This window comes from Zhongshania antarctica, from assembly GCF_014202945.1.
In the GTDB taxonomy this organism is placed as follows: Bacteria; Pseudomonadota; Gammaproteobacteria; order Pseudomonadales; family Spongiibacteraceae; genus Spongiibacter; species Spongiibacter antarcticus.
Window position 1 is genome coordinate 588,790 of record NZ_JACHHW010000001.1, and the last position, 17,681, is coordinate 606,470.

10 protein-coding genes are annotated in these 17,681 nt (G+C 49.7%); 4 read left to right on the plus strand and 6 right to left on the minus strand.

Going from position 1 to position 17,681, the window contains the following annotated elements; genetic code table 11:
• Positions 1-68 precede the first annotated feature (68 nt).
• From HNQ57_RS02605 to HNQ57_RS02625, 5 genes are all read right to left on the minus strand, one after another.
• Positions 69-2,621: a TonB-dependent receptor gene (locus HNQ57_RS02605; RefSeq protein WP_184461052.1), complete on the minus strand. Its 2,553-nt coding sequence runs from the start codon at positions 2,619-2,621 to the stop codon at positions 69-71.
• Between the two features lie 1,175 nt (positions 2,622-3,796).
• Positions 3,797-4,144, minus strand: a complete 348-nt coding sequence (locus HNQ57_RS02610) for a pyruvate kinase (protein ID WP_184461053.1) — start codon at positions 4,142-4,144, stop codon at positions 3,797-3,799.
• Between the two features lie 725 nt (positions 4,145-4,869).
• On the minus strand, positions 4,870-6,222 hold the full coding sequence (locus HNQ57_RS02615; protein WP_184461054.1) for a protoporphyrinogen/coproporphyrinogen oxidase: 1,353 nt from the start codon (positions 6,220-6,222) through the stop codon (positions 4,870-4,872).
• A 38-nt stretch (positions 6,223-6,260) separates the two neighbouring features.
• Positions 6,261-7,775, minus strand: coding sequence for a glycoside hydrolase family 5 protein (locus HNQ57_RS02620; protein ID WP_184461055.1), 1,515 nt, complete (start codon positions 7,773-7,775; stop codon positions 6,261-6,263).
• 52 nt (positions 7,776-7,827) lie between these two features.
• The gene (locus HNQ57_RS02625; protein ID WP_184461056.1) at positions 7,828-8,904 is read right to left on the minus strand and encodes an AraC family transcriptional regulator; all 1,077 of its coding nucleotides are present in this window, start codon (positions 8,902-8,904) and stop codon (positions 7,828-7,830) included.
• A 368-nt stretch (positions 8,905-9,272) separates the two neighbouring features.
• On the opposite strand from HNQ57_RS02625, the gene HNQ57_RS02630 reads away from it, so the two are divergent.
• Together HNQ57_RS02630 and HNQ57_RS02635 are read left to right on the plus strand one after the other, a co-directional pair.
• Positions 9,273-10,793, plus strand: coding sequence for a cellulase family glycosylhydrolase (locus tag HNQ57_RS02630; RefSeq protein ID WP_184461057.1), 1,521 nt, complete (start codon positions 9,273-9,275; stop codon positions 10,791-10,793).
• 117 nt (positions 10,794-10,910) lie between these two features.
• Positions 10,911-13,283 (plus strand): TonB-dependent receptor, encoded by a 2,373-nt coding sequence (locus HNQ57_RS02635; RefSeq protein WP_184461058.1) that lies wholly within the window; start codon positions 10,911-10,913, stop codon positions 13,281-13,283.
• A 768-nt stretch (positions 13,284-14,051) separates the two neighbouring features.
• Here HNQ57_RS02635 and HNQ57_RS02640 read toward each other — a convergent pair.
• A complete protein-coding gene (locus tag HNQ57_RS02640) occupies positions 14,052-14,192 on the minus strand; it encodes a hypothetical protein (RefSeq protein WP_184461059.1) in 141 nt (46 codons plus the stop codon).
• 518 nt (positions 14,193-14,710) lie between these two features.
• On the opposite strand from HNQ57_RS02640, the gene HNQ57_RS02645 reads away from it, so the two are divergent.
• Entirely contained in the window at positions 14,711-16,351 is a 1,641-nt protein-coding gene (locus HNQ57_RS02645) for a long-chain fatty acid--CoA ligase (protein ID WP_184461060.1), read from the plus strand.
• 426 nt (positions 16,352-16,777) lie between these two features.
• Positions 16,778-17,386: a hypothetical protein gene (locus HNQ57_RS02650; protein ID WP_184461061.1), complete on the plus strand. Its 609-nt coding sequence runs from the start codon at positions 16,778-16,780 to the stop codon at positions 17,384-17,386.
• The last annotated feature ends 295 nt before the right edge of the window (positions 17,387-17,681 follow it).

Sequence of the window (17,681 nt, forward strand, 5' to 3'; positions counted from 1 at the left end):
ATGCAATTACCGAGGGGTACTTTACCTACCCCGGTACAGCGACAAGCCGCTGCACCGGGGCTGCAGGGTTACCAGCGATAGCTGGCTTGCAGCGCAAAAGTACGTGGGTTATTGACCAAACCGTGATGGGTCGTCGCCCCGGTGATGGTTTTCGCGGTCGGCGCATCAACGCCGTAGAGCACAACCAACTCATCGCTAAGGTTTTTACCCAGCAATGCCACTTCCCACTCACCGTCTATTGACGACAGGGCAACTCGACCATTGAAGGTTTGGTAGGCGTCCTGCTTAATGCGATCATCCAAATTCGGCGAGGGGTGATAGTCGTCAGTGAAAATCACATCAATATTCGCGCGCAGCATCAGTGCGTTACCCAGCGGGCGCTCGTAGGCCAGCATCAAATTACCGGAATAGTCAGCAACGTATTGGTTAGTCTTGCCACTGTAGTCACAGTTAATGCCATTGGCATTGTCAGGCGTCTGATCCTGAATACAGGTGCCAAGCTGGTGGTCCTGAAACTCGAAGTCAAGGAAAGCCAGGCCGCCAGCCAATATCAGGTTTTCGGTCAGGGCCATACGGCCGTCCAGTTCAATACCCTGAGAAACAGCGCTGGCCGCATTACCCACATTAAAACCCAAGGTGCCGTCGAAGACACTGACCTGCAGGTTATCGAACTCGGTGCGGAACAGCGCCGCATTTAGCTCGGCAGCGCCTTCGAGAAGGGTGCTTTTCAGACCCAGCTCAAAGCTAAGCGCTTCCTCTTCCTCAAACTCAAAGCTACCAATCAACACTTGCTGATTAGTACCTGTAGGCGCATTGGGGTTAATCGGCGTAGGGTCTGCGCTAGGCGACGCATTGGAGCGCGCGTCAAAACCGCCTGACTTGTAACCACGGCTGGCGGAGAAGTAGCTCATTAAGTTATCAGTGGCATCCCACTGCAAGTTGATCAGCGGTGCGAACTGTACTTCTTCGCGCTCACCTTTCAGGTCGTGACGTTCGGCGGCAAAACTGACCGCAGCAGCGGTGTCGATTTCACCCAGTGGCTGAATTGTCCCATCCTCAAAGCCAAATTCGAGTTTGCGCGCACCTTCTTTATTTTCCCAAGTCAGGCGACCACCGAGGGTCAGACGGAAGGTATCCGCCATATTCCAGGTTGCCTGCATAAAGGTTGAGGCGATGCTTGATTCGCTATTGAAGTTACGCGGTGTACGGATGCCACGGAGCGCGTTACCGGCATCACCAATACCTAGCAGTTCAAAGCCACTGGAGCCGTCAGCGCCGGGATCAGCATCACCACGGGCGCCACCTTCGAGCAGGTCAGCGGCGTTAACCAGTTGTGGAATAATGTCGGAGGGAAGATAGAGCGAGTCGAAAAAGTCCAGCTCGCTGTATTGGAAATAGGCACCCGCAATATACTCAAAGGTTCCGCCGGCTGGGGAGATCCAGCGGAATTCTTGGCTGAACTGCTGGTACTCTTCTTGAAACTCAACTTGGAACAGCGGCGCACCGGTGAAGTCGCAGTCACAGTCTTCATCGTACTCATAACCCATAATGCCGGTGATCGAGGTGAATTGGTGATCGTCGCGGTACCAGTCGACATTGGCTGTAAAGTTATAGGTGTCGTTATTGCTGTAGTCGCCGTTGCTGTGGCGTTTGCGATCAGCGGTATTGTTCAGGACGCCCTCATCGGAGTCGATATCGATAATCGAGCCGCTGGGCTGAAGCTGTAGAAAATTCAACACCGGCGCCGGTAGCAAGCCGGTCAATGCCGCCAAACCGCCGGCGTCCGGGAATGTTGTGCGATCCATGATCTCACCGTAGGTGCGACCTTGGAACAAGAAGACATCGGAGTCAGACGCGTAATTGGTAATAATTTCAGAGTTGCGACCGACCACATCGAAGCTACCCGCCTCGATTTTAAACTTGGCCGTGACACTGTCGCTGACATCCCAGCCGAGCTTAATGCGGAAGGTTTCTTCGCCGCGCTGAGCTTCGTCGCGATCCAACACCAAGTTTTCCAAAAAGCCGTCTAGCTCGCGCTTGCGCACTGCAAAGCGGTAGCCCAAACGATCATTGATCGGGCCGCTAACCACCAAATCGATAATACGCTCGTTCTGTTCAGGCTCATACGTGACCTGAACGTTGCCTTCTGCGTATTCACTTGGGTTAGCGGTTTGGATACTGATGGCGCCAGCAATACTGTTTTTACCCAACAGGATGTTCTGCGGGCCGCGCAGAACTTCTACTCGAGACAAATCGAGGAAGGGCGCACGTGCCAACTGGGCGCGACCGTAAGCAATACCATCAACGTACATACCCACTGATTGCTCAAAGCCTTGGTTTTCACCTGAGCCTATGCCGCGAATATAAATATCAGTACCAATGCCGGATTCCGACATAGTGAAGTTGGGTACATAGGCCTGCAGGTCCTCAATTTTAGCAATACCCGCCTCCATCATTTTCTCGCCACCAATGGCGCTAACCGAAACCGGCACATCCTGCAGGCTTTGCGCACGTAGCTGGGCCGTAACGACAACTTCTTCAAGCATTGGCGCGGCATGTGCAAGGCTACCAAGTAAGCTCAATGGCAGTAGGGAAGATAAGGGATTAATTCTTTTTTTCATTTTGATCCTCATTTTTCTAGAAGGAAACAAGAGCATAGCCCTAGGCATAAACTTGGGCAGATTATTTGTTATGTAAGTTGGGCTACTCTTTAAGGTAGCCTACACAGCTCCGTTTACGATGATATCACTCTAAAAACTGTTCATTGAATATTTCTCACGGTGGATTCTGTGAGTAATAGCTTGTTGAGGCATTGGCCACTACGTATTTTTTAACGAGTTTTTCGGTCAATGAGAAGAAATCACTGCCAAAGATCGATAATAACGCCCATATTCGCAGCTCGTAACCGTCTGGTGATGCCATCTTGAATCAGGGCTGCCAATTGTGTGGGCGCAGCTCACCACTATTTGCGGCACGATGCTACGGCATTTGTCCCCATGACGTATTTCAGATAGATCTGCGAATCGTACCCATTGATAGGCGCTTCAGGCCCTTCTAATTAACAGGGTCTGATGAGCGTCATCCCCTGTTAATGGGATAGAGCCGAGGTCTGCGACCACATAGTAGCGTCTACAGCCATCCGGACTATGGACCCAGGGGGTCAAATTTTAGCGTTATGAAAATCGAATAGTCACGGTTTGGGCACAGCCAAATTTCAGGCATAAAAAGTCAGTTCAAATACCTTAATTTTATTATATAAGTCAAAGACTTATGCTTGGCGCCCGGCACGACCCGCATGTGCGACCACCTGTTCATAGCCTAAGTTAGATTGTTCATCTCCATTTACCTAAACTGACAATCAACGGCTTAAGATAAATCCAATACGGCTATTAACGCAACATTACCAAAATGGGCGCACGTTGGGCACGCCTAAAAACCTAGAGTTTAACCGCACCCGACAATTTGGCCAGCCACAATTAAAGCTAGCGATGTCGTTTACCTAGCCAATCAACACTTACTGTCCGAAAAAGCAGGTAAATATGTCTTCACGCAAATCAACCCGCACTATTAATTAACGTTCAATGAGAGACCTAAATAGTCGTCATTTTGGGGCCTTCATAATTATACCAACTACATAAGCGTTATTTTCAGCAAAGTAGATAATCGCCAAATAGTGTTATTTTTGTGCCGACATGAATGCGTCGACCGAAAGAAATTACGGAAATCTTGAGAAAAACCCGCCATAGGCGCGAAAAGTAATACGGGGCAATAAACCTGGCAGGCAGCACGGCCCCCCCTAGCCCAAGCTATCACCCACATTGACAATTTTAATGGTGCTCGTGTCATCATGAACGTTGCTGTAATCCCCATTTGAGAAAATCACCCAATCACCGCTGCTCCCACCATCACTCGACAGGTTCGCATCAAGCATAAAGAGTTGACCGTTTTCAAGCTCTACCGGTCCAGCGGCAAAACGCGATATCCGCACTTTAGGCCCCTGCAAATCGCCAAGCACAGCTACACTGCGGCGATGCTGTTTAGCCAGTGCCGGCACCTTCTTCTGGTCGACATCGGTGGTCAACTGGACAGCCGTGCTCTCCACTCCGCCCCGATGTAAGCCTACGTCAATTTCAATATTAACCAACAGCCTAGTACCTAAGCCCTTAGCTAGGACCAAATATCCTTGCAAGCGCCCAGCAGAATCGATAGTGCTTTTCAGCCTGCTTTAGGCTAGATTTAACGAGGTCAAGGTTTTGATCAAAGCGATCGAGGTCTATCACCATAACTGACCGCTTCGGCCCATGCATTTTCAGTTCTCGATTAAGGCTTCGAAAGTACTCTGTGTACGGGGCCCCATTATCGCGTGACCGACTAAGGCCAATCGCACCAATATGCCACGGATAGCAGTTGACGTCGCTTCATATCAGCATACCAGTAACTTTTCCGGGGGCTGTACCGAATACTTGTTTGTTTACAAGATCCGACCCATCACTTCTCGATAATCGAGTAGTATTTAATCCAAAATATTTCGGCATAGTGACGATTTCTATCTATAGTATAATGCACCGACCTCCGCGAGTATTGACCATAACGCTCGGGGAATTGACTGCAATGACCGCAAGTGCTATAAATTCGATAAAGCCCGCGACATATAGTGCGCCTTTCGGATTCACCTAAAATAAATATAAGCTATAGAATTATATTAAAATAATACTCACATCGGCCCAGCCGTGAAGAAATCAGAGCGTCGTCCCTAAACAGCAGACAGTAAAGGCCCTATATCGCTCAGCTAAGGCAACGAAGATCGAGCACAACAAGCCCACTACGCATATTCTGAATATTGTATAAGGTGATTGTTTTGGTCAATATTCAAACCAACAAAAGCGAACCACGTACGAATGCAACGGCCTGCTCGGCAGATGCGAGCGCCCCCTCAATGCAAGCGCCGTTGAGATAATCTCCGGCAAACGCCAAACCCGGCTTTTGCAGTTTGCGGAACTCGACGATTTCCCCATACCGTCCTACGCCGAACTCAGGAATCGCCTCTTCCCGCATGGCCAAATGCAGTGGCGTGGCATGCGCCGGAAGGCTTGGATAAAATGCGACAGCGCGAGCCCAGGCATCTGCATAAATAGTAGCTTCTGGCTGGCCAGCGTATTCCTGCGACGCTTCAGACGAGAAATACAAACTAATAATTTCTTTCCCTTCTGCACGCAGCGCGGGGTAACGCTCGCCACACAAACCAACGGCAACGATATCGCGTTTTCCGGGACCAGCAGGCACCGCCATGCTCACTGGATGAGCCTCTTCTCTATCGATTAAGTAGGCCACATGCAAATTGGCACAGTAGCGCTGGCTCTCAAGAAATTCGCGCTGACCCTGACAATAACGCGACGCGGGTAAATCCTTGCACAGCGCCGCGGCAACACTCGCCGTGGTCGCACATATCACCGCATCAAAAATTTCTTCGTGATCGCCGTCGGCATCGCGCCACGCTAACTTTGTACTTCCGGTGTTGTCCTGCAGGGTTTGTACTTCTGCACCAAAATATGAAGGAACACCAGACAGCAAGGCACGTGATAATTGATCAATACCTTCAGGAAAACTATAAAACCCCGCACCAGCGGAGTTAGACATCATGCCAATAAACATCGCGCGTGACACCTGCTCTGATGGCAGAAACCAAAAGGGCTCAATAGTCTGCCGTATAAAGCTGTGGTAGGCCCGCTCGCCCACTTGCTGACATGCGTCGTCAGCCACGCTGCGATCGTCTAGCTGACGCAATGACTCTGGCGACACCCAGTCCAAATGCCTACGTTGCGAATTTATTTTCGCCAGATAAATAGCCAAACGCCATTTATCACCCCAACCTAGGGTCGGCAATCGCATGGACGACCATGCCGACGACCAAAGACTCGTGGCATTGAACCGCGCGATCCTCTCAGGCGAGACGAAATCGATCTGCCGGCTTAAACGGTGCACCCCGCTCTCTAACCCCAATTCAGGCAGTAATTTTAAGAGTCGCGCGTAGAAACTGGTAAAGAAAGCGGCACCGCTATCCAGCACCAAACCGCGCTCTGGATCTCGCCAACTACTCGCACGCCCCCCGGGCTCAGCCGCTTTCTCAAAGACTTGTACGCTATAGCCCGCCTGCTGTAATAAGCGCGCTGACATTGCGCCGGACACACCCGCACCAATTATTGCAATTTTACCTTTATTCATAATACATCTCGTCGAAGCACCCGCCGTGGTGCATATATTTAAGGCGTTGAGGTGACACTCACCGCGTAATCACCGACCACTGTCACTTGTACTAAATATCCACCGGGAACATCTTTAACAACGGGCGTTGCGCCGCCCTTTATCTGAGGCTTGCCAATACGTTTGGGCAGCCAAAGTTCAAGTGTGCCTGGGGCGTCTGTTGTGCCACTTACCTCAACCGCGCCGGAATCGATGTCTGCCACAAGTGACACTAAGCGTCCCGGCGCAGCACGTGGATAAGCTCGTGAAAGCGTTCGCGCGTACTCCGGCACCATTCCCAATTCAATGTCACCGGGACAACCGTTGATTAGCAATGCCAACTGGTCACCCGGAATATCACCGCCGGATTCATTAAGTGAATGCGGATCACCGCAGGCCTGACGCCATACCCACCACGCGCCACCGATAAGATACTCGTCTTCAAAGCGCGCATATTCTCTGAGCTTAGCGTCGTTGTTTTCTGGATCGCCAAACCAGCCCCACTCACCTGACCAAAACGCCGTACCCAGTGAACGAGCCGCCGCATCCGCAAGCTGATAGCCTTGCTCAATACTCAGTGGAAAAACCGAAATGGAATCAGCATAAAGGTGGGGAGCAAACACAATATTGCTGTCTGCCGTAAAGCCATTGCGCGGTGGAAGTGTGGCACCGAATGCCGACCAATCTACGGTGGGTTCGAAAAAAACGATGTGCGAAAAACCGCCAACAACCCCAGCCTCCGCAGCCCGAATCGCCTCTATGGCGCGATCATAAAAGCTACCGGATAAGAACAACTCTGACACGCCCAATAAAAATCCGGGGTGCGGTTCATTCAAAAGGTCGTAACCAGCCACTGCCGGATTGGCCGCAAACTCTGCGGCAAATCTAGCCCAAGTCTCCACTAAGGCGCTTTGAATACCGTCGCGGTCTAACCAAAAATTTGTAAAGGCTTGCGTAACCGCAGGAGACAATTCCCGCAGAGCCACTCGGCAGGTCGAGAGCCCGTCAGTAATCGTCGCCCAAGCCGGCGCACCATCCCAACCTATTGCTGGCTGCAACGGCGGCAGACACACCTCATCCGCGCCGGTCGCAATGTACTTGCCCCAAGCGTCTTGATGCATATCTAGCACAACATATAAGCCCTGTTGCGCTGCCGCATTCACTTGCTCACGAATTTTCTCAATATACGCCTGATTCAATTCCCCACGCGTAGGCTCAAGAAGGGACCAGTGCACGATCATCCGCACCACGTTAAATCCCAAGCTCGCTATCCTCGCGAAGTCATCCGGTCTGGGTTCAACTGCCGCAGGCAAGTCAGGGTGCGCCTGATAATAGTCGCCTAATGACGTGTAGTTAACCCCGCGCAGCAAAACCTCGCGGTTAAACTCGTCATAGATTCCCGCTCGCTCGCCCGTTTCGGCGTGCAGCCGAGGCAGTGTTTCACTAATATTATTTTGCTTATCTGACGACGGCTCATAGCAGGCCACCAATACCAAGGCCGTAAACAAGCTCGCCAATTTGGTTATTTTCATCATGACGCAACTCTAAACACGAGCTGCAATCATAAAGATCTAAGACTGGCAGTCATTACCCAATAAAGTCATGACCATTGTTCAATTCGGACAGCATGGAATCCCGGTATTCACCCGGTGTCATACCGGTCCAGGTTTTGAATTTACGGAAAAACGATGCGGTTTCGATATAGCCCAGCGCCTGCGCAATATCGGTAAGTGAATGCTCCGGATCAGCCAAATATTGCATAGCTTGTTTCTGCCTAAGCTCGTCGAGTATTTGCTGATAATGGGTGCCCTCACGACGAAGATAACGTTGCAACGTTCTCTCGCTCATATCGAGGCGAGCAGCCACCTCCGACTTATTAATAACCCCGATCTGCAATTGTCGACGCAATTCCACTTGTACCAAGCCAGTCCAACTTTGCGCATTTGCATCAAGCCCTAACAATTGTTTTTGCGCATGGTTTTCAAGAGCTGTTAACAAAGCCGCATCGGGCTGACGAAGCGGCAGTGCCAGTATTTCCTCGTCAACGACTATCCCGCTTTTGGGCTGATCGAAGTAAACCGAACAGCCAAAAACGTGCTCATAGTCAGTATTACTGACGCCATCCGGCAATGCATGCTCAAATAGCACTTTACAAGGAGGATGCTTCGAGTCCGCAACCCATTGGCCAAATGAAAACCACGACGCAAGCACGTTCTCTACCATGTGACGCTTGGCCAACGGGTCCCTCAGGTGTGCCTGCCAACTCATACATATCTGCCCGTCCAGCGGCTCGATATGGCTGGTACCCAACTCACCAATCAATTTTTCATAACTGACGACCCGAGCCATTGCGTCGCCGACAGAGGCGCTATTAATTAGAATGTAACCCAGCACCGTCCAGGCATCCGGCTGTACTATCAATCCTGCATTCAAACCAAACAATCTATCCCCAGACAAGCTGACGAGTTCCAGCATCAGGCGCTCATGCGTTTTCGATGGCAGCCGAAGTTGCGAATTTTGAATATCTTGTTGCTGCAGCCCTAGCGCAGCTAGCGCGGACTCGGTGTCGACACCATATTGCCGAACGGCATGCACATACCTTAGCAACGCAGAGGCCGAGGCCTCTCGCTCAACGCCGGTATCATCTCGGTCGACACGGTTCATATGTAGGGTCATAACGGCCACTATAATTTTTATATAAGGCCTAATTTACACCTAAGGGCGATCATTTGCCTATGTAGCAAACCATTTACAGCCAAAACTACATGTAAATATGGCAACCAGTGCATCCACCACACTGCTCTGCAGCCCATATCACAATCTGCACTGGCCATCCATCACCGCCTCCTCTAGCCCCAAGAAAGCTGAGAACGCTGCCACACAAATACCGCATCGCTCACCTCAGGATGACTCCATCGCGCAAGGGGCAGATAAAACACCCTTGTCCGAATTGAACAATAGGCCTGACTCAATCCGGTAATGACAGAAAATCACATCCGCGTACCATTCAATCTCTTCAAGAGGGAGCGACAATGGCCAAGACCGGTGTAATTGCAATCCTGCTCCTGACAATTTTCTCGTCAGGCTGCAACATTAACAATAGTAATAAAAATAGCGATGACACGGTGCCTTCCGCACCACGCGCGGCCAAAACTCCAACGCTGCCACTTGGTCAGAGCAACGGCTGGATAAGCGATGCAGACGGTCGTGTTGTTATATTCCATGGTTTTAACATGGTAGCCAAGGAGCCCCCTTATACACTCGAATCTGTCGGCTTTGACGAAGACGACGGCGAGTTCCTTGCTCGCAACGGCTTCAACGCCGTACGTTTAGGTTTCATGTGGAAAGCTTCTGAACCAGAACCAGGGCAATTCAATGACGCCTACCTGAGCAGTATTGAGCGCACCGTTCAAGCCATTGGGCAGCACGGTGTTATGAGTCTTTTGGACTTTCATCAAGACGCCTACAACGAAGCTGTTGAAGGTCAGGGATTTCCGGATTGGATGGTATTTGACGATAGCGTTCCTTGGATTCCAGGCATACCCAAAGAAGCACAACTCAAGTACCAACGCGTTTGGGATAATTTCTGGGGAAATATTCAGGGCGTGAACAACACCGCACTGTGGGATCATTTTGCGGCTTTTTGGCAGCATGTCGCACAGCGCTTTCGCGACAATCCTAATATTCTAGGCTACGACCTAATGAACGAGCCCTGGCCCGGCCTCCAAACGCCACTTTGCTTGAACCCCATTTTTTGTCCGCATAACAGCACACTCAGCGAATTTTACGAACACGTCATTCCAATGATCCGCGAGCAAGATTCAAGCACCCCCCTCTATTATGAAGGCAGTCTATTGGCCGGCGGCGGGATGGCAATTGATATACCAGTGAGTGAAACAAATGCGGTCCTTTCATTTCACAACTACTGCATACTTACCGTGGTAGGTGCAATCGCGGGCCTGCCTTCATCACCAGAACTAACTGGCTTAACTTGCCCAGAGTTCGAAACCCTCACTTTTGACAACGCCAGCACACAAGCTCAGAACCAGGGCCACCCAGCGGTATTAACCGAATTCGGATCTGTACCCGATCTCGACGCCGTAAACAGTGTTGCCCAACAGGCCGACGAATATCGCTTAGGCTGGATGCATTGGACCTATTTCAACACAGGTACGACTAACTTCCCTGGCACGCCGAGCTTGGTATTCGATCCCACGCAACCGCCTATTGGCGACAACGTCAATACAAGTCTGCTCGAAACACTTGCTCGACCCTATCCACAAATAGTTGCCGGCACGCCTCTCAATTGGAGCTTTGACACAGACAGCAAAGTATTTGAAATGAGCTATTCACCCAAGCGAGTAGATGGCACAGGACAATTTTCTGGTGACGCTGAATCGATTGTTTTCGTCCCAGAGATCCAATATCCCCAAGGCTACACAGTAAACATAAGCGGCGGCACCCTGCGATCTCCAGCAAACGCTCGTCAACTTGTGATCGCAGCCAATAACGGTGCGGAGAATGTCTCCGTAAGCATTAGTCCAGGACATTGAGTAGCAACGATAAAGTATAAAAAGTGAATATTGACCGGTCGGCGCGAGACATTGCACCGCAATTCTCTGCAGCCATTAGCTTAATGATTTTCAAAAAAATACCAACAAGGAATAACTATGCTTTACCGCAACCTATGGGGTAGCGCATTGGCGCTAGCCTTGGTCCCAGCAACTGGACTTGCCGCCAGCGAAGAACCACGCGCAAAACTCGAAGAAGTCATCGTTACGGCTCAAAAACAAAAACAAAGTTTGCAAGATGTGCCTATCGCCGTTGCTGCAGTAGATGGTGCAAAAATACGGGACGCCGGTATAAAACGTATAGAAGAACTTGCCGCCTATATTCCTAATTTCAAAATGACTGCAACCGCACAGGGAAATGCGATCTATATTCGCGGCGTTGGCGCTGGGGACAACCGCGGATTTGAGCAGTCTGTTGGCATGTTTATTGACGGCATCTATGCCGGGCGCGGCCAACAATTTCAAACTCCATTTCTTGATATTGCTTTGGTCGAGGTATTAAAAGGTCCCCAAGGTACACTCTTCGGCAAAAACACAATTTCCGGCGCGGTGAACATCACCACCAACCGCCCGTCTGAGGAGTTTAGCGGCGAGCTTGGCTATCAGAGCAATCCAGAGTTAGGTGCAACCGAGGTCACCGCCATACTGAACACACCGATAGGTGAATATTTTTCAGCACGCGTTGCATATAAGCGACTGGAAGAATCTGGCTACCTCGAGAACTTTGTCACTGACCAGGAAGAGACGCCCAAAGCAGATGAATCCGTACGTTTAGCGCTACGCTGGGACGCAAGTGAAAAGCTTGAGGCAAACCTCAAGGTTGAAAAATCAGACTTTGGCGTACAGGGATCAACATTCCAAGTAACGGATAAAACGGGTACGTTTAACTTATACCAATCAAATATTATTTTGCCAATCGACCTCCCGATATCACTACTAGTACCCCTCCTATCGTTTAACTTAGAAGATGAAATTGACCCACGTGAAGATGGCAAATTCGATCGTCGCAAGTCTGATCGGCAATTTGCGTGGCAGCCAGCAATGGCGCAAAACAATAGCGAAGCCGCGGTATTCACCCTTGATTACGAACTCTCCGACACCCTTACAATAACCAGCATTACCGGCTACTCGCAGTTTGATTTCCATTTTAATTTAGACGCCGACTTTACCGATTTAGAACTTATCGGCACTGAAAATGGCGAAGAGTTTAAACAGCTCAGTCAGGAATTGCGCATAACCGGTAGCGCAGGCGAAAAAATTGATTATATCGCGGGGGTTTACCTGCACACCCAAGATCTAAAAAGTACACTCTGGCTCAACTTAGACTTTGCGGCGCTTGGTATTCCCAGCGCCATACCCCTGCCGGGACAAAGCATTTCCTTACCTTCGCAATTGGCGACCTACACGGAGTTTACGCAGACAGCCGATAGCGCCGCCGTGTTTGGCCAAGCAACTTGGAATATCACTGAATCGTTTAGTGCAACCCTTGGCCTGCGCTGGGGCCAGGATGAAAAACGCGCGGATAAGTTTTTGGATGTCGCCGAATTTCGTACCAAAGAACGCACGGTAAATCCACTTCACGCGATAATCGCTGGATCTTTAAATAATTCAGAAAACCACAATATAGCTAGCTCTCGCAAGGTCGACAATGTGTCGCCAGCATTAAACATCCAGTGGTATGCGACACAAGATACGATGACTTACTTCCGTTACGCCAAAGGCTTTAAGGACGGCGGATTCAATGCCAGCGATACCACCGCGAGCTTAGAAGCCTTTTCTTTTGAAGATGAAGAAGCCGACACCTTTGAGCTGGGCCTAAAATCAAGCTTACTCGACGGCGCGGCAACATTTAATGCGGCATTGTTCTACACCGAATTCATGAACCGCCAAGTCAGCAACTTTACCTTGACCGGCTTTGTGGTGGGCAACGCGGCGGAATCTATCACTCAGGGCGTTGAAACCGATTTCCGCTTAGCTCTGAGCCAGAACCTAACCGTCGGCGCATCAATGGCATTTTTGGATTCTTACTTCACCTCATTCGTCGATGGACCATGTACTGCCATGCAGACTGACGCCGCATTCGCTGCAGGTAACAGCAGCTGTACGCAGGATCTTAGTGGTGCAGGAGGCGATTATGCACCAGAAATAACCGCGAGCTTAACCGCACAATACCTACAACCCATCGGCGACGCGATGGAATTAGGTATTCAACTAGACCTCAATTACAGCGATGAATACTACTACGCCCAGGATCGAGACGACGCGGACATGCAAGAAGCGTATTACAAGATCAATGGCCGAATATCTTTATCGCACCTGGGACAGGGATGGGAACTAGGCTTAATCGCTAAAAACCTAACTAACGAGTTAACTCGCTCCACCGGCAGTGACATTCCCCTGTTCGTTGGCGCGCACGTTGCTGCCACAGAGCCGCCACGCAACGTATCACTTGAAGGCATACTTCGATTTTAAATATCAGGTTAAATCTAGCCCGATATTTAAACCGAGTTTTTATCGGAGCAAAATTTTCGACATTTGAATCGGCGCCATGTGGTAAAGCCAAACGGCATAGCTACGAACTCACCAGTCGTTCGAGCGCGAACAACCGTTTCTCCGCCATGCCAGCCACGAGTTGCACTCACTTATTGCGACGATTAGCGGTAATATTAAACTATTGAAAAAAATTCATCCTAAGCCAGAAGCCAATGAGCAGCGCATTGACCGCGCCAGTGCCAGCATGCGCTACCTCACCGAAACATTATTGTGGCTGAGTTGAGAGAACACCTCACAGCCCTCAAAACAAGAAAATCGCCTTTGGCCTAGGTTTAGATTTAAATCCAAAAGCTCGCAGAGCGCTTCAAGTGGAAATATCGAAATACGACTACAGAGCAAGGTCACGAAGCAAAAATAAAATCTCCAACCCAAAGGCTCCCTGAGTCTCTGCCTACATTCTGCTGCCAGAAAGGAAAAGGTTCAACCACGGCACCTCAATAGAGAACGGTAAGCCCCCCATTTAGCATCGCGCACTGCCTCGTGCGCATAGGCATAGCCAGCCGACAAAACAAGGGTAGAATTCGCGACTACCGAAAGTGCCGCGTTCATATTTTGACAGCGAACGCGGCTATTCCACTCATGTCCGAGCCGATTTGACTCGATATCCTCAATACACCGCCCCGCGCGACGACCACTTACCTGAATATGTTCCAAACTAAGGAATTTTTACAAATTTAAACTCGCACTCTAGGCCAACACTGGTTGGCCCTTGCGCGCAACCACAACCAAGTCATCGTCTTGCAGCTTACTATTAAGCACACTACCCGACAGCGGTTGTAAAATGTCGATCGCGATTTCTAAGGGGCTCGTCACAATAACCGGCAACACCACCGGCTCACGCGCGCCAATGGTAAAACGACTCTCAGAAAGCGCCGGATCAAAGGGGGAAAAATCGTTTAATGTCTCCTTATAAGCTCAGTACCCCTCAGTATACGCACCCACCGTCGGCCTGATTTTCCACAGTTTCTAATATCTGGAACAACAAATCATAAAGGCGCGCTTCGCGATATTTGCAGAGACAGGAGCCTCGCGTGTGCTCCAGTTTCTCGGCCCATCCGCCGGCGATGTACGCCGAAGCCCAACCAACGCGGCCACTATATCTCGCCCTTCTATAGCCACTACAGCTGACTCCGCCTGCGCTGCTCATAAGTTCCACTGCACAAATACATGCCAGTATTCGCGTGAGTCTAATACCTTAGTCGTATGGCGAAGCAGAACGTAACCTATATGATAGGGAGTACTCCCAAGCTTAGCGAAAAGTCTTCTGGATCTAAGCCAAATAAAAATTGACCAATTCATTCCATCTACAGAACTAAATAATACGGGTAACCAAAGGGATTTACTTCATGGCTAAAATTAACGTCGGCCTAATGCAAGAGGTTAGCTTAACAATACCAACATTGTTAGAGCATGCGGCCAAAAACCACGCGACGACAGAGATCGTTGCACGATTGCAAGACACAAGTATTTTTCGTTATACCTACGAAGACTTAGCGAATCGGTCTCGCCAGGCCACGAATGCCTTACGACGGTTAGGCGTGGAGTATGGGGATGTTGTAGGTACGCTGGCTTGGAATCATCACTGGCACATGGAATGTTTTTATTCAATACCAGGAATTGGGGCGGTATGTCATACAGTTAACCCCCGTTTATTCGAAGATCAAATTGTTTATATTATTAATCACGCCCAAGACAAGGTGCTAATGGTAGACCAGGACTTTGTTGCGCTGGCTGAAAATATTTCAGATAAAATCCCTACTGTTCAGCAGTTTATAATACTGGGGAAAAAGGGCTGTGTAGAATCGCCTACTCGGCTTGGTGACGTACTTTATTATGACGATATAATCGCTGCCGAGTCTGATCAAATCGATTGGCCAAATATTGATGAGCGAACCGCCTCGGGCTTGTGTTACACCTCAGGGACCACCGGTAACCCTAAAGGGGTGCTGTACAGTCATCGCTCGACCGTTTTGCACTCAATGGCCATTGCTCAGCCTGACAATCTATCTCTCTCGGCACTTGACTGCGTAATGCCTGCGGCACCGCTGTACCACGCTCAAAGCTGGGGCCTACCATATGCCGCGTGTATGGTCGGAAGTAAGTTTGTACTACCCGGGCGCCATTTAGATGGCAAGCATTTACTTGAGCTTATTCGCAATGAAAAGGTTACTACCGGCTGTGGTGTGCCGACTATCTGGACATTAGTACTTGGGTACGCGGAAAGTAATCAGCTAGACCTTGCCTCACTTAAGTCTTTATTGATTGGCGGTACCGCACTGCCAACGAATATTCGCAATCGTCTACGAGAAAAAGGCGTAAGTGCAGTACAAATATGGGGGATGACAGAGACTAGCCCGCTCGGAACGATTGGCAGGGCAACTCGCGAAGTCGCTGCCATGTCAGAACAAAGTCGAGATGCCCAGCTACTTAAACAAGGCAGACTGCCTTGGGGTGTTGAAATGAAGATAGTCTTAGATGACGGCAGCATAGCCCCACACGATGGTATATCTACTGGCGACATATGGGTAAAAGGCCCATGGATCGCCAAAGGCTATTTACATGGTGACGGTGGCGACCTGCTAGACAGTAATGGATTTTTCCCCACTGGGGATGTTGGTCATATCGACGAATATGGCTATATGAAGATTACTGATCGCTCGAAAGATGTAATAAAATCTGGAGGCGAATGGATCAGCTCAATAGATATAGAAGATGTGGCTAGCAATCACCCCGCGGTCAACATGGCTGCCGTAGTCGCTAGCTACAGCGAAAAATGGGATGAGAGGCCGTTACTTTTTCTCACGCTGAAACAGGGTGCAACATTGGACAAAAAAGCAATGCTGGATCACCTCGCAGGCAAAATGGCGAGCTGGTGGATTCCCGACGACGTGATCATCATCACTGAAATGCCAATGACCGCGACAGGTAAAATTCGGAAACTGAGTTTACGTGAAGAGTATTGGAACTATTTTCATCCTTCCGCATAGCGAAGCTTATCGTTATCGATGTGATGACATTTTCGCGAATCAAAAAAGTGACCAGCCTCACTAGGCCACTACCTGCAGTAGCTCAGACTTGATCTGGCAGTTACCCGTGTTTTACCGGTGCCTGCCCGTTTAGATCTGAGCCAAACTCTTCTCAGCCCCACTCGTTCCCACATGCTCACCAAGCTGTCTTACTAGGATTGCTTAACCGCGTTTTGTATTTAGATGAGAAAACAAAGCAAAATATCAAAGGAGTTTCTACGTGAATTAGCGGTCACTTCATCTCCAGCTCAGACAATTTTTGCGACCGCCGTCACACCTCGATATGCGTGTAACTCCGTACCATGGTACTCGCTTACAACAATTTTAGTTAGCGGTGGCGCAATATGCATTGCATTCACTTTCAGAATATGGAATTTGGGGAACAGAATGACTAATACCAAGAAAATGGTGACTGCAGTCGCTTTCGCTTCGATCTCATCCCTCAGCATGGCTGGCCCTTTAGCGCCGGTTATCGGTGTATTAACTCAAGTCGACAATCAGCTTGGCGCCTTGATCGGCGGCGCAGGCGGACTCCCCGGTTTGGATGCACTACCCCTCGACCCAATGGTGCTACTGACAACACTGCCGGCCTTGGACGGCAGCTTGATCGGCTTAGACGCGCTGCCAAGCGACCCTAGCGCATTACTTGGTGGAGGCTTACCAAGCCTAGACGTCCTGCGAATTGATCCCAGCACCCTGCTAAGCGGCGGCCTACCCAACGTAACTGATTATATGGCTTTATTGAATGTTGGCTTGCCAACCATACCAGGTTTAACCTTCTTACCAATTGATCCTGGCGCACTACTTGGCGGCAGCCTGCCAGGCTTAGATGCACTGCCACTTGACGTGGTATCAATACTTAGCGGCGGCCCGGTACCTGGCTTAAGTGTCCTTCCTATTGATGTATTTTCTGTGATTGGCGGTGACAGTTCACCTGGCCTAGATGCACTGCCAATTGATATTTTGGCTATTGCCTCTTTACAACCAAATTACTAGAACGAAGTTACCCATTAATGAGCAGCTATAGCCGTTCATTAATGGGAATAAAAGAGGGCGCTGACTTACGTCGAAAAATTCTCAACCGTTATATCACTGAAATACATCAAATTGAGAATTGGTCGCCCCGCGTCTAATACAAAAACCAATTGAAACTTAACGAAAATCACTCTGAGTTCAAGACCGCACTGGGTACCGGCACCAAAAAATTCTACGTAAACTAACTATAAACACCCTGTCTGAATATTGTCGCAGCGCTAAGAATTTCCTAGACGACCCGAGTAGTCTCAAGCAG